Raw genomic sequence first — 18,797 nt, 5'->3', positions numbered from 1 at the left:
CAACCTTTCAATTTTGCCTCGTATAAAGCATGATTAGATATTATATTAAAAACAAATAGAGCCCGCATTTTAACATTTCAGACAAAAAAAAGCAGCGGCCGGTATAGCTGGCGCTGCTTACAAGATTTTATGGTGCTTGCTCTTTCACCTCTTCTATATCCAGCATATCCAACAGGAAGATGAAAATCGGTATCCCGATGATCAAGCCCCATATCCCAAGGAAATGCTCGGAAAACAACAAGATGATGAAAGTGAAAAACGTTGGGAGATTCGTCTTTGCCGACATGAATTTCGGGTTCAAAATATAGCTTTCAATCGCATGGATCACAACGATCATGATCAGCACCGCAATCACTTTTGGCATGCCGCCGATGCTATAGGCAATCATGCTAAGAGGGACGAGGGAAATGATGACCCCTGCTACCGGAATCAAACCGAGAAAGAATATCATGATGCCTAGACCGAGCAACTGCGGAAAGCCAAGGATCCATAAGAATGTTACTGATAGCACTGCATTCGTAATGGCTATCAAGAACTGTACCTCAATTACTTTTCCGAATGAATTAACGAATTTAACGCCGAAGTGCCCCAAGTTTATGAAGAACGATTTAAATTTGGCCCGCTTGAATTTAGAAGTGAAGCGGATGATTTTATCTTTTTCCAATAAGAAAAAGAGGCTAAGCAACATGGAAATGAAAATCTGAAATGCGAGTTTACCGAAATCGGATATATAAAGATAGAGTGTATTCATCTGTTTTTGAAGATCGAGCGGCGACTCCAGCTCGTTCATTATATCAATGGCATATTGAATGACCCTACTATCTGGTGGATGTTGAAAGAAGAAAACGATCTGCGTGACTAATTCCGTGAATTGGAGCGTGATGACCGGTAAATATTTGTAAAGAACGATGGCTAAACAGGAAACGACAACGACATATAAAAAACTTATAACAACTTTAGAGTTGATATACATCACTTTATTCAGCCGAATCATGATAAATTGCTCCAGCCTCCCCATAAGAAAGGTGAAAACAAATGTAAATAAGACAATATTAACCATACTTCCGATGCTTACTAAAAAGAGGACCAACACTAATAATGTAATTAACCTAGAAAAACCTTCACTTTGTAAATACTCTTTTACCACTTACCTATCTCCTAACTACCATTCTGCCGTGATAATTCCTTCTACCTCTTATTTTACACGGAATGGAGGGATTCTACTACAATTACATACCATTGACAACAAAATTTTTTGAATGATCAGTTAGTCCTATGCCAGCTACATGGATGAACTAAAAAAACACCTGCCGTTTCGGCAAGTGCTAATCTTCATCCTTCACATCAATATCTTCTGGAATTGGTTCATTATAATAGTCAGCCAATTGCTTCTTATATTTCTCCATTTGTTCAAGATGTGTATTGAATTGCTCTTTAAAAATCAAATGCTGTTCACCATCATGAACGGTGCGAATTTTGTTTTGAGCGACCAAGCTTTCGATATAAGATTCCGGCATCGATAAATATTCCGCAGTCTCTTTTACTGTCAAGTACATGCCTTCACCCCTTTTCCTTCTAACTATACTAGATTGCGGGCATTATTTGAAGTGCTGGCATTTTCCCCGTCCTTTCAAGGTTTTTGCCTGGGCTGTTTCTTATCCCTTTAATCAGGAAGAGGGTGTTCCCAATTTGCATTGGGGAGCACCCTCAGCCGGCCCGGCCTATTTCTCGTTTATCCACGATTCCAGCAGTGCATTGGCATCTGCATTTAGGTTCTCCTTCACATCATCATCAATATGCTTATCATTTTCCTTTTTGTTCAGTTGTTTCAGGAAATTTTTCATATTCTTGACTGCTTGCTTGTCATGTCCCCTATCGTGTTCTTTTTTGGCTTGATCTAGATGCTTGCTTAATTGGCCTGCCAATCGATTATCGATTGAACCATCATCTGCATACCCATCAACAAGTTTTTCAATGGATTCAATGCTCGTTTTCACCACTATCTTCAAAGCGTTCGAGTTAACGGTATACCCATTCAAGCTAACCTTGACATAGAGGATCGCCTTTCCGGGATCATGGGCAGTGATGACTCCCTTCCTTATCGATATGATTTTCTTGTTGCTGCTCGTGTACTTGATAGTGGCTTCGCTCAAATCAGCCGCTTTCCCATCGCTATATCTCCCGCTGATCTTTAAGTCTGCCATCTTGTCCCGGTACAGTTTTTCCTTATTTGCCTCCAAGGTGATTGAGTCTAACCCGACAACCTTCACCTTATACGTATCCGTTATTTGTGGGTTACTCACCAATGTGGCTTTTACGACCACATTCCCCTTTTCCTTGGCCGTTATAAGCCCTGTTTTGGATACACTAGCGACTTCTTTCCCTTTTTCGACCGACCATGTTACTGACTTATCCGTCGCATTATCAGGCAGAATTTTTGCTGATAATTGAAGTGTTCCTCCTTTTACGGCTATTTTTCTGGCTCCGTCCTTCCCGATGATTTCCAATGAAGTTGCAGCCGAAGGTTTTTGTACAGTTACGACGCTCGAAACTTCCTGATCATCAATGATTGCTTTAATGGTAGCTTTCCCTACTGCTTTCCCAGTTACCATCCCTATCGAATTCACCACTGCAACATCTGTATCACTGGAGTTCCATTTGATTGTACTTGTATGATTCGCTGGCTTTACCGCAGCATGGAATTGATAGGTTTCTCCTACATTCACGGTTTTCTTCGGTTCCACAGTCACACTCGTCACAGGCACCGTCGGGACGATCGGATTTGGCACATCCGCCTTATACATCGATAAATTATCGATATTCACATTGCCGATGCTACCATTATCGATCCGGTAACTGATTACGTTTTTACCCGCCTTTAAACTTAGACGTTCCGAACCTGTAAACCATTCCTCCCAGCTGATTGCCGTTTTATCTGGTGTAATGGTTTTTACTTGGATACCATTTACATATACGTTGACTTTTGCTCTTGCAGGCAATTGCGTCCTCGGTCTATCTGTCGATTCCCCATCCACCTGTATGCCATAGGCATATCTCACGCCAACGATATAATCACCGGCTTCTTCTGCGTTTACAACGAAACTTGCTTCAGCACCCGCTTTTTTCGGCAAGTTGATATAACCTGTTCCTTGATAATTGGCCTGGCTATTTTCTTTTTTAATATCACCATAGTGAATCCCATCCTCCGCTTGATACATGGCTCCTCGCCCTAAATCACCGGAGGGAAGCTTTTGCCACTCGAATGGAGAAACAGGTTGGCCAAAATTCGGTGTTCCATCTTCATTCCAATTGAATTTCTTAATATTCACTTGGCGCCATCCGTTAACTCCAGTATCTTTATATACGCGTGAATGATAGATCATCCAATCTTCCAAACCATCTGCGGACTTCACGAAGGCTGCCCGGCCAGGGCCAGACACATCACGGGTAGCTACGAAAACATCATTCGTCCGTGTCCAGGAATCCGGGTTTAAGATATCCCCATCTGTATTCGTGAAATAAGATAAACGATAATCATTTCCGGCAAAGTTGCCTTCCGACATGGTAATAAATACTTTTCCATCCTTTTGCAATACACGAGGACCTTCGCCGCCGCCACCCGGTAAAAAGGAGCGATCTGCCGTAATCGTATACGGATTATCCATTGGCACGATGGCCGGCCCGATTGGTTCACCGGAACCCAAGGTGCCCCATACGGCATATAGCTGGCCATTATAGTCGAACACCGTTAAGTCATTTGCTTGTTTATACTTTCCATTCTCACCTAGATATAAAGCACCTTTATCGACATACTCTCCTTGTGGATCATCCGTGACCGATTCCAAAACCGTCCCCATATGCTGGTAATCATATTCTTTCAGGTCGGCACAATAATATATATACCATTTGCCATCAAAAAAGAAGATTTCAGGGGCAAAAATGCGTGTTTGTGTTCCTTGGGAATCGAAGACCATCACCTTTTCCCCTTGATCAGTCAGGGTACGCGATTTCGATACATACACTTTATTGTTAGAGTCCAAGTTACTCGATGATACAAAGTAATAAAATCCATCCTTATACGTTACGAACGGGTCCTGTCCTTGATATAACGGGTTGTTGAATTTGTCTGAAACGGAATAGCTTGTGACGCCCATATCTTTCATGAAATCGGAACGGGCAACCGATACGGCCTTGGTTTCCTCCATCAGTAATCCTGCCTTATCCCGATCGCTGACCCCTTGATCATCTATGGTGTCAAGCAGCTCCTTTGCCTTTTTTTTAGTGTCCAGCAGACTGGTTAACCTGCTTTCTTTCACTTCGTTGGAAAAATTACCCAATAAATAATCCACCTTTTGAATTTCTGCTGTCAGCTCACCTTTTTTCGTTGCAATGACTTTCCCTATTGGCATGAACAGTGCAGATTCTGGAATGACTTCCTTCACCTGACTTGCACTTTCCCACTTCATACGAAGCCAGGAACCGCCCCAGCCTTGTAAATACTCCACCTTGATATCATAATGTTTCCCTGCTTCCAAGGATATTGGCGTACTGACTTGTTCTTTATCCCATTCCTGCTTCCAAAAGTCGATAATCAATTTTCCGTTGACCCACAGCCTGAAACCATCATCACCTTCCATAGAGAAGGTATAGTCCTCGGTATATTGCGGTACGATGGTACCTGTAAACCGGGCAGTATTGAAATCTGGTGTTCCTGAAAACTCATTAAAAATGTCGATGAACGAATCACCATTTAAGTTTGCGACTGGCCTTTCCCCTCGTTTATCATCGAACTTGAATACACTGATATCATTTCGATCATCAGGATTTTTTTCGACTTTAAAAAATTCACCCAGCAATCCGTGACCATCCATGGTTGGATCTGCAGCACGAACATCCATAGCTATGTTATTGGTGCCTGCAAAAAGGATGACTGCCAAGAGTATTCCTAATACCCTTTTCATAATGCTCCCCCCTATTCTCCCCTTCATTTTCATCCGCCAAAATGGATGTTGGAAGCCTTGATTTCTATGAATCCGAGGCTCTCCATGTCCTTCATTTCCGTTTTTGACAAAAGTAATCCCACAAAACAAGCACTTACCCGTCCTATTTAATCCCCCCCGTCTTTTTACCCGATATATCCCGTTAAGATATCTGACTTTCTCCATCATACAAATAATAAAAAAAATTGTATTTATAATAAAACATTCATTTTTGTAATTTTCAGTTTTATCTCCTTTTCTTATCGAACGTCATGAACAAACAGGAAATATACGGATATTGCCATTCATCATCGCGATAATAATTTACAGTACTATCTTACAAACCCTTCCAATACGATGTAAGATAATGTTAAAGCAATCTATCCATGGATTTTAGAGGAGTGGACAAAATGACCTTTTTTTATGTCATCCTTGCGGCAATTTTTGCTGTGCTTCTGGTCAATTTCGTAAAACGGCAAGGTCGACCAGCAAAATTGGCACGCTATCAAAAAGAGTTCCGGCAGTTCCATAAGCGAACTTTGGATGTAGACGCATCCGAAATAGTAGCCGATGCATTACAGGAAAGGCTTAACAAGGCACTGGATGTTGCCTATATGGAGCTGGTCAATACCGAATACAGACTGAAGCATCCCCGGGATCCGCAAGAAAAGGTCAACCAAGCATGGCGTGAACTGAAGCGCTTTTTGATTATGGCCGCCGTATTTGGTAAGGTTGAAATGTTTAATTCGGACATCGATAAGCTTTGGCATATCATGCTGGACCATAAACAAGAGTATGATCAGTTTTGCCAAGCTTTCATCGGCACGGGCATTTTGCATCACCCCCACTTTCAGCCCGTTTTCAAGCCAGAGGAACGGACTCTTTTTGATTTTTTCTATGTACAGCTGTTTACGGTGGATTCCATTTCGATTTCAACATGGGGCAAGTTCTTCAAACACGATAAAGGGCAGTCGTTTCTTCGCGATTTTGAAACGATGGAGCTCGAGCAACTAAAAGCGAAATATATGCGAAAACCGACAAGTAAACAAGCGGAAATGACCTTTGAACATTTCACCTCCCAATTCAAAGTGAATCGCCCCCTGACAGAAAGGAATGGGCGGAAAATCTACAATCAGACGGACTACGCCGCTCCTGCCTATTTCACGTATGCCAGTACGGATGATTTCGATCACGATTTTAAAGACATTTTCGGGAATTCGGAAACTTCCTCCGCTCACTCCGGTCACAGCTGGGACCATGGTGGCAGCCATGACAGCCATTCCGATTCATCTTCAAGCTGCTCTTCATGCAGCTCCTGCTCGTCTTAAGCTCAAAAAGGTCCATTTTTAATTAATGTGTTGCAAGCGAATTTAGATCAGTGGGAAGTGGAAATTTATGATTGGCAAAAGATGAACAAAACGGAAGAAGATGAGAAGCGCGTTTGGCATCTTGCTTAGAATGAGAGACCCAGGGAAACACCCCACGAATGCACACGCCGAGAAGGCTCACGGACGTCCTCTGGATAAGGGAACACCTGCAGTGCTATGAAACGGCTATGTACAAATCTACCAGAACTGCAGGCAATGGAGAACCTATCTTCGATTTCACGCAGAGTGAAATGAAATGGAAGGCGCGACACTCCTGCGGGAAATGCGCGTCCACATGAGACACCGCAGGCGTAAAAGCCGAGGAGGCTTAAGGACCGCCTCTGGATAAGAGAGCACCTGCAGTGCTATGAAACGGACAAAGTACAAAACATCCAAAATATTGTCCAAAACAAAAAGGCTTGGAATACCAAAGCCTTTTTGTTTTGCCACTTTTCTTCATTAATTCCAGCGGTTGAACCAATTCTTGATTCTTTGTTTATTTTTTTCAAGCACTTCCTTCGATGTCCGGTTGTCTTTTTGCTTTTTCCATTCGAAGAAGGAGGCTATTCCGATAAGGAGGACACCGCCAATGATCAAATACAACCACCATGGCATCTCGCTCCACATCGAAGTAGTATTGCTATAAATATTGAATAAAATGGTGCCCGTTCCGGCAATGAAATACGATTTGTATTTCATCATGAAGCCAATCAGCATCGCTGCCAATGATACCGTTCCGATAATGAGCGCATCATATAAGGTGTTGCTCGCCATCGCATCCAGAATCAAGTCTAAAAATAAGAGTAAGACAATCGCACTCTCGATATATTGTGTGGTTTTGCCGTTAACGAAAATTTTCCTCAGCAGGATGGTACTGACGATGAAGAGCGGCAAAATATCTGCCTCTTCTTCAAGGACGGCAGGTATCGTGAATTGGTTGATGATGACCCAATACGGATAAAGGCTGGACAATATCGCTGCAGCCAAAAGAACATTCCTTTCCATGATTCCAGTCGTCATGCTTCTTATCATGATGAAATAAATCGGAATTAGAATGGCTGCCATGATTTCCAAAATGAACCGTTCCCGTTCCCCCGTCAAAACATCCACATTCATGGCAAGGAGGAATAACAGGCCATAGATCCGATAAAAATCCAATTGAAATCCTGCTCCGTCTTTATTCAGCAAGCTCTTGAAATACTTCCGGCTAAGTATCACCATGAAAGCCGTACAAGCAAAAAGGACGGTTATCCCAACAAAGGGCTGTAACGAACCCGCATATTGGATGATGGACCAATATGGATACAAACCAAGAATGCCCGTCAGCCAAAAATGGATGAACCTTTCTCTTTTATCCTTTGTGAACCGTCCCATCAGAATGACATAGCCTGGCAGAAGGAGGGAAACAAAGATCCCCAATTCCTCAAACTCTTGTACGCTCCTGAAAACTTCAAGATTCATGGCACATAGATATAACAAGCCATATATCCGATAATAATCAATCCAGCCACTCTCTCCATCTTGTTCGACCAAGCCTTTGAAATGGCGGATGCTGGCAAGCACCATCACAGCCGTACATACCAGCAGGAAGATAAGCGCCATAACAAGGGACAATGTGTGTACATACATATTATAGAAGATAAATGCCAGGCTTAGAGGAATCACAACATAATTGTGCCAATTCCCTTTCATGAGCAGATACCAGCCAAGCAAGAATTGTACTGTCAGCAGACCAACCCATGCCGCTTTCCAGGCAGGCGGAAAATCGCGGAGTGCGGTTTCCAAAATGGATAGGCCCATTGTCAAAAGAACGAACGGAATAAGGTAATACCCGATGATTTTTTTCCAGCCTTCATTGGAAGCAGTCCACAGAATCGTTATGACCGCAACGGTTATCATCATGGATATTGATGCGATGAACACCAATTGCTCCAAATTCTTCAAAAATAAATGAACCTGTAGGAAAAGGACGGAAAAACCTAGATACGTATACACGTATTTTTCCAACTTTCCTTGTGCGAGCAAAGCACTCAAAAGATACATCAATAGCTGAGTAACAAAGAGGATCGGCGTGCTTTCCGTTTGGGTGATGAGAAAATAGCCAACGGGAATCGCAACTAAGTTGACCAGATGGCTCACGTAAACGAAGTACAGTCTCCCATTTTTCGAATATTTCCCTAACACCTCCCCTATCAGCAAAAAGATAAACGGGCCGAACAGTACGAACGCAACCTTCATCGCCACAGAATTAAAATCAAACACATCGTAAAGTGATGCATATAAACCAGCACTTGTAAGCACGACTGGCACCCAGAATATATGTTGCCGATGTATTCGGACCGACCAACTATTTATTGCAACAGCCAGGGCAATCACTCCGCTTACCTCCAATGGCTGCAGCGCATCGAAAGGAATCCACAGAAAGGCAAGTAAGGAAAGAAACTGGCCGCTATAGTAAAAAATAGGGAAGAATTCACGGAATCTCTTCTTGAACGCGTAAGCGCAAGCGATGCAAATAAGTGAGACCGTCATTAAATAGAGGCTCACCGGGATATTTGTCCGGACCCAAGCGCCACTTTCCAGCAAATATGGATAGAAAGAAACGAAAGCCAGGATGAGTGTGCTTGGAAATCCGTAAATGGCATTTTCCTTCATATGCTTGGTATCGTCTTTTATATATGTGATGAAAAAAAGTCCAGCTATCGCGGCCAAGAATAGGCTGACGGCAAGCCAATCCATTTCGTTGAATTTAATCGTAAGTACCACTAGCATGATCATGGATGTGATATGCACGATGCTCCTTTTGAACAGACTGTATCTTGGATGGTGATTATATAAATAAAACCCGAGATATAGCATGACCTGAAGGGCAAAAACCAGATTTAAAACGGTAGAAAAAGAGATAGGTAAGGCATAGAAAAGATATACACAAGCAAAATTGAATGCCACGACAGCAGGGTAGGTGAAGCGTGAATCCCTCGATCGAAGGGATACATAGGCAAGCTGTGCTGCAACGATCATGAGCGCGATGAATAGTTGCGCATAATTTTCCTGGTAGGCCATCGCGTTTAGATACAAGAAAACTATTGCACTTTCAATCAGGCTGGTGAGCATGAAGGTTTTTGAAAGCTTTGTCAGCTCCCCTTTATCCAGATATTTCGCCAAAACGGTAAAAATGACTGGTACAAGTGCCAGTGCAATCAACTTGTATTCACTTAAAAATGAGTTAAAGATAAAGTGGATATATCCATATGTGAATAAAGCGCTAAAAGCCATTTCATGATATTTCTTTTGAAAATGGATGGCAAGTAAGAAAAACGTTGCGGAAAAGACAATCAACGCTAACGAATATGTAAGGCTGCTCGCGAATAACGTCAAAATCACGAATGCTTCCACAATGACCTTAAACTGAATGAATTGAAAAATATAGGGTTTGAATAACGTTAAATATTCCTCATCATTTAATCTTCCGACATTCAATAATAGAATGAAATTAAAAATGCCAATCGCCAAAAACATCCAGTCAAGGGTGGGCGTTACAAAAGCTACACCGAAGTAGCAGGTAATGCCAAAGGTAAATAGGGAAATGAAAATGAATATCTTCGATTTAAAGTAACCCGCAATCTTAACATATACCGCCAAACAGAGTAACCCGCCAAGAAACCCGAGCAATGCAGCTCCCCCGCCATGAAGTGAAAGGTACTCTCCAAAGATTCGATAATATGAAGCTGATAAAATGGTAATCGGGATGAATAGACTCGCCAGCGTCAGGAATGCAAACGCCGTCTGTTCAATTTTCAGCTTTGAAGCAATGAAGGCCATTCCCGCAAAAATGACGGCTACCATTCCGATGAAGAAAACTTTCAGGAGCGCATTTAAATCCCCCCATGACGAAGTTGCCAATATCATTCCGCCTAAAAGAAGCAATATCACCCCTGTGAGCAGGACGACCGAAATATTCCGCTCCCTGATTTGTTCACTAGTTTTTCTCGGTTTTATCGGTTTCACCGGTTTAACAAACTTGCTTTCCGGCTTCATGTCCGGAGTATTCGTACGTTTCAGGTCATCTTCGGAAGCGGAACTCATTTGCACCGCCTCGTGCTTCTCTTCGTGCAATAATGATTCGGCCGATCCAACGGCTTCATTTAATTCCGATGAAGCCTTTTCTTTAGGCAGGCTTTCCTGAACTTCCTCAATCGGATCTGTAGCCAATATCTTTTCTGTTCCTACCCGCGATTGTTCACGCTCCTGCTTGAACTGTTTTTGTTTATAAAGTTCCAGCTGGTAATACCTGTCGTAAGCCCTGCCAATCCGGATATATTCTGATTTAGGAATGAGCCGCCCTTCCCACAAAGCATCCAGCTCCTCCTGGAAAATGCGCTTCCTTTTTTCCAATGTCATCTCTTCGCTAGAAGAATCATTCATCCCAAGATTCCCCCTCCTTCACTAAGACCTTTAATCATCCTATGTATATGCTCCTTACGATAATAACAAACTTTTTCCATTTTTTAAATATTCAGGATGATGCCGGTTAAAACGAACGGATAAAAAAAGGATGACTCCACTGGAAGTCATCCTTTTTTGAAAGGTGGCGACTTGGCCGCTCCTTTCCAATAAAAGCACTCGCTTATCAAGGGGCGAACCAAGAGCCCCCCCGGTTCTTACAGGGAGCTCAATTTATTCTCACTTTTGATAATCAATAAATAAACGATCATTGAAATGAAAATCGAAAATGCTGCTGTAATATAGATACTCCTATATCCAAAAAGATAGCCTATTTGCCCGAACAAGATGGCGCCCATGCCCACTCCAAGGTCAAAAAAGGAAAAGTACGTGGCATTTGCCATCGCCTTCCGGTTAGGTGGCGTTTTTTCAATCGACCATGCCTGAAGCGCCGGCTGAACCGAACCGAACCCAAATCCATAAAGCACTGCCGCTAGGTAGAGGACCGCTTCACCAGGCATCCATGCCAACAGCAGCATCCCAGCCATGATGAGCAATGTCGAAGGTATGAAGATGGCTCGATGCCCCCTTCTATCATATAAACGGCCCGAGAATAATCTTGTGACCATCAGGGCCATTGCATACACCAAAAAGTACCACTGGATTCCATCAACGCCTTTTTCCGCTGTATAAAGCGGGAGGAAGGTGGCAATTCCACCAAAAGTGACGGATATGAAGAAAATGAGCAAGGATGGCTGGATGGCACTTTTTTCATAAACATCGAACCTTTTGGCCACCGCTGCCATTGATGGATCTCTTTCCACTTTTTGATATCGAATAAGTGACGCTGTAACGATGGCAAGTAAACCGAGTACTGAACAGATCAGGAACAACTCTTGAAATGGTAAAACCGCGGCGAGGAAAAGCCCCAAGGATGGACCGAAGGCCAATGCTAAGTTTCCCGATAAACCGTAATAACCCATCGCTTCGCCGCGTCGTTTCGCTGGGATTATATCAGAAGCGATCGTCCCTGAGGCCGTTGAAGAAAATCCCCACCCTACACCCTGTATAATCCGCATCATGAATAATAAACCTATGCTTCCCATGAAGCCAAAGGAACCCACCGACAAAGCAAAAATGGCTAAACCTACAAGAAAAACGATGCGCCTTCCCTTCGTTTCCAATAACCTTCCTGCGATTGGCCGAACTAGCAGGGCGGAAAAAGTGAAAATGCCAAGCACAGCCCCTACAAGGCGATCATCCCCGCCAAGCTGCTCAACAAACAGCGGCAGCGTAGGCATCGTCATTTGAAACCCCATGAAAATGCAGAGGTTTGCTAAACAAATCATGATAAAGTCCCGTGTCCAGATCTTGTCAGCACCCCGTACCCGTTCATCGACTAAAGTTTCCTTCATCCCTTCACCTTCTAAATATAATTGTCTTTGCCAGTTTACTAAAAATGGTTGCAAGAAGCTAACGATTTATTTCGTGTACCTAAATATATATAAAGAAAACCCCAATATGACAATAAGCATCGATTTGCCCCGTCAAGTGGAGGAAATTAAAGGATGATTATGCAATGGCCTTAAAACTATTTTATAATGTAAGCAAAAAAACTTTAAGGGAGAGTTGCCTATGAAACTCCTATTGAACATGATCCTGGGTTTAGGCGTAAGTGCAGGTTTATTCCTTCTCTTACTATTCGGCTTAGATGAGGATTCAGGACCGTTCATCATAATAGCCCTATTGATTTTGGGTATTTTAGGAATGCAAGTCACGATATATCATATTATGAAAAAATTAAAGTAGGGGAAGGTATCAGCTATCGCCCCCTTCCCCTCCTCTAGTACATTCTCCCTTCCATGGTAGATTGACAAGCGGAAAAACGGCGAGCATCTCTGTCATGATCTGAATTTCCCTGTTTCTCTCTTAGTTGATTTACAGATGAAAAAGGATTGTTCCGTCAGCTGGAATCGAATTCTCCGCAGGTGCCGCCCTTGCTGTTGCCTATTTTCCGTCCTCAGCACCTTGTTTCAGCAAATAGTGGCTTCCGTCTTTGGTTCATCCTTAAACCTGTATTACCATAATTCAAAATCCGGAAAGATAAACAGGCCGCATAGGGAAAAAGCCGACTTCTTTTCGCCGGCTTTTTCATTGATTGCTATTTCGTTATCTCGATTTTCCCATTATTCGTTTCCAATTTCACCAGGTTTTCACCCTTGCCAATGACCGTACTGCCCTTATACTTGCCAAGAATATCGATTTTACCATTGTCGACCGAGACATCGAAAGTCGTATTTGTTGGTTCATTTTCCGTTTGAATCATGATTTTACCGTTATCGCTTTCGAGATTGATCTTCCTATCCAAGTCTTTTGTGATCAGCATGATTTTGCCATTATTCGAGGATCCAACCAGTTCACCTTCAACATGATCGAGTTCCACCGCTCCATTCGAAGAATTCACTTCAACTTTTTTCGCAAGTATCTCATTTAATTCGATTCGGCCATTTTCCGATTTCACTTTCACATGTTCACTTTTCAAATCCGATATTTTCACTTTACCATTGTCGGATTTGATTGCTAAGGATTTATACGCTCTCTCGGGCACATAAACCTTTAAATGTAGAGATTGAATATGGAAACCAAAGCTAAAGGTAAGCTGATTTTTCAATTTCACGGTTAGCTTCTTACCGTCCACATCTGCAGTGAAATCCAGTTTGGAGTTCTCCACCCCTTTTGAAACCAGCTCTACCTTGGTTTCCTGACCCTTCGTCCGGATGATCTCGACAGTGGCATTGTCAGCAGAGATGTTTATGTCCGTCACGACATCCGAAATCGTCTTTACCTCTGTCGTCGCACTCTGATTCGTCACTTGGGAAAACGTAAACGCACTCCCTATTGCTCCAATCAAAAACAAAACAAGGGCTATGATCGATAACTTTTTAACATTGATCATTTTTTCAAACCACCTTTCACAAGGGATGCGTTAAATTTCATATAACGAATGAACCCCTTCGTCAGGGCTCTCGTAGCGACAAACATCCCCATGGCCATGAAAATCCCAAGCCCGCATAATGCCAATGAGAAGAACAAATCAAATAATTGAAAGCTGCTCACTATAAGGTTAAGCAATGCGGCGGCCGGAGCAAGAATGAATGCTATCGCCGATGCCCAGCCTGCAAGGACGACTCCAACCAGTGCTATGAAAGGACCCAATACGATGACGAGATTGAAAAATCCCAAACCAATGACGGCCCAAACCGCCCTCATGACATTACCGGCAGAAGTGGTTTGTTCGACTTGGCCAAGATGATAGGTGGCCAGCAGTTCCTTGGCAATCTGTTTAGGATTCCCGAGCGATGCGGAAATTTCCTGATCTGTCTTTCCTTGCTCCATCCCTATTGCGAAATATTCTTCGTAGTCCTGCAGGATATCCTGCCGCTCCTCTAATGAAAGCCTTGTTAAAGAGTCATTCAACTGTTTTAAAAACTGTTCTTTATTCATTGGCTCACACCTTCCTTGATTAATTGATTGACTCCATTGGAAAATTCATTCCATTCCGTCAGCAACTCTTGAAGGTAATCCCGGCCTTTTTCCGTAAGCTTATAATACTTACGCGGAGGGCCTTCCGTCGATTCTTGCAAATAAGTCGTGAAATATTCTTCCTTCGTCAACCGTCTTAAAAGCGGATATACGGACCCTTCCGATATCTCGATCTGATCTGAAATCTTCTGTACGAGCTCATAGCCGTAACGGTCCTGCTTATCTAATAAGACGAGAACACACAGCTCGAGGACACCCTTCTTAAATTGTACATTCATGGACCCATCACTCCTCATTTAGGAATCTTTAGGTATAGTTTAATAAACAGTACTGATCATCAAACAATACATCTTATGCAAATAATTTACCACACGGTATTGTTTATTGCAAGGTACTAAAAAAAATTAGTTATATTCCTTTCATTGAGGGTAGAAGGAAAATAACAATATCTATTCGAGGGTGGGAGAGAATACATTGTATAATAGTAAAATGTGGAAGGGGGAATTATTTTGGACCATAAAGAAATAACGAAAAAGCAATTCGATTTTTTAAAAAATGAGTTCAATTACCTTGAAGAGGGAGGAATCATCTCCGAGCAAGAAAAAGAGAAGATGTTAGGTTCCTATGCCGTGAAAGGGAATATGAGCTTCGTCACCATTCTCTTGTCCATCGGGGCATTGCTGTTAGGTTTGGGCGTTTTGACCTTCGTAGCCAGTAACTGGATCTATCTAGATAAAGTCGTGAAATTCCTGCTTATCATTGCGTGCTTGATTGGAGTGAACGTTGCTGGTGTAAAGTGGCAGCTGCGCTATCCCAAAACAGCAAGAAGCCTGCATTATGTCGGTATCTTAATATTCGGGGCTGGGATCTTCCTAATTGAACAAATGTTCAACATTGTCATCAATTTCAATAGTTCCTTCCTATTGTGGGCCATCGGAACGGTATTCATTTGCTATTACTTAAAGGATGTTTTCATCCTCCTTTTTACTTCGTTCCTGCTGTTCATTTATATCAATGGAAGCATATTCCTTGATGAAACATCTTATCCGTTAGCCATCATTGTGTTTTTACCTGCTTTATACATCCTTTTGAAAAAATTCAATTACGCTAAGTATCCTGCCTTTTTCATTAATGCATTAGCCATCAATACCATCGCCCTATTTCTAATGGAATTCGTGCCAAAGCTTGATTTGGAAAACTCGAATACGATCGTCCTTTCCATCCTGTTTGTGCTCGGAATCCTGCTGGCTTTCATCCCGGTTACACCTGGATTACGAAACGTCATTCACATCCAAGGGCACATCTTACATGGCATTACGGCACTTTTCCTTACCTTTGAATTTTCGATCTGGTTCCCTTTAGCTTATTTTGTTTTCCTGCTATATCTGATTCTAAAAGGCAGTTTGACCAGCATCGTGATTATATGTGCATTGATCTTCAGATATTATCTCGATTCCTTTGACTTTTTGCCAAAATCGCTTACATTCATCATCGGCGGCATCATGCTTATCGGGTTTGGCTTTTTCTTTGAAAACCAACGAAAAAAAGGAGGCCATCTCCATGAATAATTCAGCATTCCAACCATTCATCGTTTTTTCCATACCGGTCTTGATTCTATTGATTTTGGCGTTTCCTCCGTTTTTGACATCAATGACGGGAGAAGAAATCAAAATTAAAACGGCCCCCGTCGATCCGACAGACTTGTTTAGGGGCAGCTATGTAGCACTCCAATATGACATTGAAACGGTTCAGCCTTCCCAACTTGCCGACTCGATCAAATCCGAGTTCAAAGCAAGGAATATGGGAGATTATAAAAAGGTCTATGTACGCTTGAAACAAGACGGCAGCGGACTATATGAAGTCGATTCCGTAACGAAAAAGAAACCAAGCAAAGGAATGTACCTAAAAGGGGAATTGCAAATTCCTTATGAATTGAAAAAGGCCACAAGCATCCAGATCAAATACGGCCTGGACAATTATTTCGCATCAGAGGAAAAAGCAAAGCAAATCGAGTCGCATGCATTGACTAGTCCTTCGATGGCGGTAATAAAAGTTCGCAATGGCAATGTTGTTTTAACCGATATTATCATTGAATGAATTGAAAAAGGAGCATCGAAAATTCGAGGCTCCTTTTTCTTATGGTGATCCAAACGTTACATAGTCACTTAATGACCCGTTTTGCACCGATATATTTTTCCTTCCAATACTTATCTATCATTTTCACTTCCTTGACTCCTTTGGATGTGGCCCCGATAAATGTGCCATTGCCATAATAGATTCCCACAAAACTAACCTGCCCTTTCTTACCTGTGGCATAAAACACCAAATCTCCTGTTTTTAAATCTTTTTGTTGTATGGCTTTGCCCGTTTTATATTGATCGACGCTAGTTCTCGGAATCTTCAATTCTGTCGCGGCATTTTTATATACATACTGGGTCAGACCACTCGCATCGAACCCTTTTGGTGTCGTCCCACCATATTTATAAGAGCTTCCCACATGCTTCTTTGCCAACGCGGCAACTTCATCACCATAATTGATAGACGCTGAAGCATTGGCAGGACTTAATACGAATGCCCCCAGTAAAGCCACAAGTAAAACGATGGCCCCGAGCCATTTTGAAACTGGTAAACGATAACTCATTCTTTTTCCTCCCCAAACTGAAAATGAACCACGATTTTAAATGTATGTTGCCTTTTTCGTTTTCATGTCAAAAACATCCACAATCCATTCAAAGCATTTTAAAACACAAAAACCAGATAACTACCGTGTGTAACCTGAACGGTGTTATCTGGTTCCTTCTATATCTTCAATGGATTACCATTATTTAGGTTCATCATAACTTCGAGCATTCTCGCTGTCACTTAGCCCTTTAGTGGTATGATCGATCACACCGCCGACCCCAAAGAATGTAATGGCTATAAAGTTGATGATGCCCAAAGCCCCGCTCAATGCATCATCACTAATGGTAAAGCCGATTGGGTGAATGAAATTGTTTATGAACGCCGCAACCATCTGTACCAATAACAAAAGCCCAGGAAGGAGTACCGTGAATATAAACGTTGGATTCTTAAGGCGCACTTTCCAGTTGATCATTGCCATGCCCCCCTATCTATCATACTAAGCCCGTTTCATTAAAGATACGGACTTGCTATATAGTATGCGGCTTGTCCTTTTTCCGTTCGGGAAATGCATCATATAATCTATCGATCTAGTCTCCTTGATAGTCCCTCTCTCTTAAACTCCCAAATAGGGTTGGAAAACGCTAGAACCTTCATGAAAACAAGGATGGAAACTCTATTTCCCACAGTTTTGCTGAATGGTACTCCGACCGTACCATTGCACTGCACGCTATATTAATAATCGGATGCGGCCTCTTTAGTCTACAGACTCCCCCTTTCAATAAGTAAGTTACAGCTGCAAGCCCCTGATACTCTATATAAGGCATTTTATACTTTCCTAATGTAAATAAGCTTGGACATTTATGAAGCGTCAACAATAAAATGTAAATTAAAGGAACTTCCATAGAAATCATCCGTATGTAATAGAGGAGGTGAAACATATGAAGAAGTATCTTTTCTTTACAATTAGTTTCCTATTGTTATTCACGATATTACAAGTGATATCCGGACTGATTCTAACTGCTGCATATACTCCTGATTTTTCAGGGGCAACTCTTATTGCCGGTTCTCCCGGTATGGTTTCACAGCCGCAATTGCCTGTCATGATAATGTCTGCGCTCTCAGCTGTAATGGCCTATTTCATTTCGAATCGAGTGATGAAAAGTAAGTGACTATAAGCAAAAAAAAAAGAACGTTCAATCGTTGATTGACGTTCTTTCTTTATCAATGTACTAGTGAGCGATCGCCAGCACACCGGTCGATGATACTCATAAGCTTATCCAATATGTTCCCTACAATCGATTTTTCTCCAGGAACAGTCCTATCCGTTCTGCCGCTTCTTTCAATCGCTCGGGTGGCTGGACCAAAGCCATCCGCACATAACCCTCGCCCTGTTTCCCAAAAGCATCTCCTGGGACAACGGTAACCCCTGCCTTTTCAATCAAGGCATAGGCAAAATCGCGAGACTTCCACCCTGCTGGAATCCGGGCCCAAATGAACATGGTGGCCGATGTCTTCGGCACATGCCACCCAGCTTTTGCAAGACCTGCTATCAAGGTATCCCGACGTCTTTCATATTCCCGAGCCTGATCGGATAGCAATGATAATTTGGCAATGTACTAGTGAGCGATCGCCAGCACACCGGTCGATGATACTCATAAGCTTATCCAATATGTTCCCTACAATCGATTTTTCTCCAGGAACAGTCCTATCCGTTCTGCCGCTTCTTTCAATCGCTCGGGTGGCTGGACCAAAGCCATCCGCACATAACCCTCGCCCTGTTTCCCAAAAGCATCTCCTGGGACAACGGTAACCCCTGCCTTTTCAATCAAGGCATAGGCAAAAT

The 18,797-nt window shown here is 42.4% G+C and carries 16 protein-coding genes and 1 pseudogene; 5 read left to right on the top strand and 12 right to left on the bottom strand.

Features of this window, described 5'->3' with window-relative positions; genetic code table 11:
* Positions 1-127: 127 nt before the first annotated feature.
* The 3 genes from CVN76_RS07770 to CVN76_RS07760 form a co-directional block, all read right to left on the bottom strand.
* Complete coding sequence (locus CVN76_RS07770) at positions 128-1,147, bottom strand: AI-2E family transporter (RefSeq protein ID WP_061142509.1); 1,020 nt, start codon at positions 1,145-1,147, stop codon at positions 128-130.
* 178 nt (positions 1,148-1,325) lie between these two features.
* Positions 1,326-1,556, bottom strand: coding sequence for an excisionase family DNA-binding protein (locus CVN76_RS07765; protein ID WP_057914527.1), 231 nt, complete (start codon positions 1,554-1,556; stop codon positions 1,326-1,328).
* A 165-nt stretch (positions 1,557-1,721) separates the two neighbouring features.
* Positions 1,722-4,961, bottom strand: coding sequence for a family 43 glycosylhydrolase (locus CVN76_RS07760; RefSeq protein WP_198512521.1), 3,240 nt, complete (start codon positions 4,959-4,961; stop codon positions 1,722-1,724).
* A gap of 428 nt (positions 4,962-5,389) precedes the next feature.
* Between CVN76_RS07760 and CVN76_RS07755 the strand changes: the two genes are divergently transcribed.
* Positions 5,390-6,307, top strand: coding sequence for a hypothetical protein (locus CVN76_RS07755; protein WP_100530816.1), 918 nt, complete (start codon positions 5,390-5,392; stop codon positions 6,305-6,307).
* Positions 6,308-6,805: 498 nt separating this feature from the next.
* On the opposite strand, the gene CVN76_RS07750 is transcribed toward CVN76_RS07755, so the two are convergent.
* Positions 6,806-10,771 (bottom strand): hypothetical protein, encoded by a 3,966-nt coding sequence (locus tag CVN76_RS07750; protein ID WP_100530815.1) that lies wholly within the window; start codon positions 10,769-10,771, stop codon positions 6,806-6,808.
* 236 nt (positions 10,772-11,007) lie between these two features.
* Entirely contained in the window at positions 11,008-12,204 is a 1,197-nt protein-coding gene (locus tag CVN76_RS07745; RefSeq protein ID WP_100530814.1) for an MFS transporter, read from the bottom strand.
* 220 nt (positions 12,205-12,424) lie between these two features.
* Here CVN76_RS07745 and CVN76_RS30905 point away from each other — a divergent pair, with 220 nt between their 5' ends.
* A complete protein-coding gene (locus CVN76_RS30905) occupies positions 12,425-12,598 on the top strand; it encodes a hypothetical protein (RefSeq protein WP_157805600.1) in 174 nt (57 codons plus the stop codon).
* Between the two features lie 352 nt (positions 12,599-12,950).
* Here the strand turns inward: CVN76_RS30905 and CVN76_RS07740 are convergent, their stop codons facing one another.
* From CVN76_RS07740 to CVN76_RS07730, 3 genes are read right to left on the bottom strand one after another with little or no spacing between them, the layout of a single operon-like run.
* The gene (locus tag CVN76_RS07740; protein WP_100530813.1) at positions 12,951-13,745 is read right to left on the bottom strand and encodes a DUF4097 family beta strand repeat-containing protein; all 795 of its coding nucleotides are present in this window, start codon (positions 13,743-13,745) and stop codon (positions 12,951-12,953) included.
* The gene (locus CVN76_RS07735; protein WP_100530812.1) at positions 13,742-14,293 is read right to left on the bottom strand and encodes a DUF1700 domain-containing protein; all 552 of its coding nucleotides are present in this window, start codon (positions 14,291-14,293) and stop codon (positions 13,742-13,744) included. The genes CVN76_RS07740 and CVN76_RS07735 overlap by 4 nt, the downstream gene beginning before the upstream one ends.
* Positions 14,290-14,610: a PadR family transcriptional regulator gene (locus CVN76_RS07730; RefSeq protein WP_100530811.1), complete on the bottom strand. Its 321-nt coding sequence runs from the start codon at positions 14,608-14,610 to the stop codon at positions 14,290-14,292. Before CVN76_RS07730 ends, CVN76_RS07735 begins: the two co-directional genes overlap by 4 nt.
* Positions 14,611-14,841: 231 nt before the next feature.
* On the opposite strand from CVN76_RS07730, the gene CVN76_RS07725 reads away from it, so the two are divergent.
* Complete coding sequence (locus tag CVN76_RS07725) at positions 14,842-15,900, top strand: DUF2157 domain-containing protein (protein WP_100530810.1); 1,059 nt, start codon at positions 14,842-14,844, stop codon at positions 15,898-15,900.
* Positions 15,893-16,429 carry a GDYXXLXY domain-containing protein gene (locus tag CVN76_RS07720; protein ID WP_100530809.1) on the top strand — a complete coding sequence of 179 codons (537 nt, stop codon included), beginning with the start codon at positions 15,893-15,895 and terminating at the stop codon, positions 16,427-16,429. The genes CVN76_RS07725 and CVN76_RS07720 overlap by 8 nt, the downstream gene beginning before the upstream one ends.
* A gap of 64 nt (positions 16,430-16,493) precedes the next feature.
* On the opposite strand, the gene CVN76_RS07715 is transcribed toward CVN76_RS07720, so the two are convergent.
* On the bottom strand, positions 16,494-16,973 hold the full coding sequence (locus CVN76_RS07715; RefSeq protein WP_100530808.1) for a C40 family peptidase: 480 nt from the start codon (positions 16,971-16,973) through the stop codon (positions 16,494-16,496).
* 180 nt (positions 16,974-17,153) lie between these two features.
* Positions 17,154-17,426, bottom strand: coding sequence for a phage holin (locus CVN76_RS07710; RefSeq protein ID WP_061143539.1), 273 nt, complete (start codon positions 17,424-17,426; stop codon positions 17,154-17,156).
* A 466-nt stretch (positions 17,427-17,892) separates the two neighbouring features.
* Here CVN76_RS07710 and CVN76_RS07705 point away from each other — a divergent pair, with 466 nt between their 5' ends.
* Positions 17,893-18,123 carry a hypothetical protein gene (locus CVN76_RS07705; RefSeq protein WP_100530807.1) on the top strand — a complete coding sequence of 77 codons (231 nt, stop codon included), beginning with the start codon at positions 17,893-17,895 and terminating at the stop codon, positions 18,121-18,123.
* Between the two features lie 120 nt (positions 18,124-18,243).
* Here the strand turns inward: CVN76_RS07705 and CVN76_RS07700 are convergent, their stop codons facing one another.
* Both CVN76_RS07700 and CVN76_RS07695 read right to left on the bottom strand, forming a co-directional pair.
* On the bottom strand, positions 18,244-18,567 hold the full coding sequence (locus CVN76_RS07700) for an aminotransferase class I/II-fold pyridoxal phosphate-dependent enzyme (RefSeq protein ID WP_100530806.1): 324 nt from the start codon (positions 18,565-18,567) through the stop codon (positions 18,244-18,246).
* Between the two features lie 63 nt (positions 18,568-18,630).
* A pseudogene (locus CVN76_RS07695) lies at positions 18,631-18,797 on the bottom strand (LL-diaminopimelate aminotransferase); the annotation flags it as partial.

It is taken from the genome of Bacillus sp. mrc49 (assembly GCF_002803435.1).
Note: the sequence above shows the minus strand (reverse complement) of the source record. Positions and strands in the feature narration are given on the sequence as shown.

Excerpts from the sequence above, each read along its gene's own strand:
- CVN76_RS07765 (WP_057914527.1), bottom strand. The coding sequence starts at position 1,556 with ATGTACTTGACAGTAAAAGAGACTGCGGAATATTTATCGATGCCGGAA.
- CVN76_RS07760 (WP_198512521.1), bottom strand. The coding sequence starts at position 4,961 with ATGAAAAGGGTATTAGGAATACTCTTGGCAGTCATCCTTTTTGCAGGC.
- CVN76_RS07755 (WP_100530816.1), top strand. The coding sequence starts at position 5,390 with ATGACCTTTTTTTATGTCATCCTTGCGGCAATTTTTGCTGTGCTTCTG.
- CVN76_RS07750 (WP_100530815.1), bottom strand. The coding sequence starts at position 10,771 with ATGAATGATTCTTCTAGCGAAGAGATGACATTGGAAAAAAGGAAGCGC.
- CVN76_RS07745 (WP_100530814.1), bottom strand. The coding sequence starts at position 12,204 with ATGAAGGAAACTTTAGTCGATGAACGGGTACGGGGTGCTGACAAGATC.
- CVN76_RS30905 (WP_157805600.1), top strand. The coding sequence starts at position 12,425 with ATGAAACTCCTATTGAACATGATCCTGGGTTTAGGCGTAAGTGCAGGT.
- CVN76_RS07740 (WP_100530813.1), bottom strand. The coding sequence starts at position 13,745 with ATGATCAATGTTAAAAAGTTATCGATCATAGCCCTTGTTTTGTTTTTG.
- CVN76_RS07735 (WP_100530812.1), bottom strand. The coding sequence starts at position 14,293 with ATGAATAAAGAACAGTTTTTAAAACAGTTGAATGACTCTTTAACAAGG.
- CVN76_RS07730 (WP_100530811.1), bottom strand. The coding sequence starts at position 14,610 with ATGAATGTACAATTTAAGAAGGGTGTCCTCGAGCTGTGTGTTCTCGTC.
- CVN76_RS07720 (WP_100530809.1), top strand. The coding sequence starts at position 15,893 with ATGAATAATTCAGCATTCCAACCATTCATCGTTTTTTCCATACCGGTC.
- CVN76_RS07715 (WP_100530808.1), bottom strand. The coding sequence starts at position 16,973 with ATGAGTTATCGTTTACCAGTTTCAAAATGGCTCGGGGCCATCGTTTTA.
- CVN76_RS07710 (WP_061143539.1), bottom strand. The coding sequence starts at position 17,426 with ATGATCAACTGGAAAGTGCGCCTTAAGAATCCAACGTTTATATTCACG.
- CVN76_RS07705 (WP_100530807.1), top strand. The coding sequence starts at position 17,893 with ATGAAGAAGTATCTTTTCTTTACAATTAGTTTCCTATTGTTATTCACG.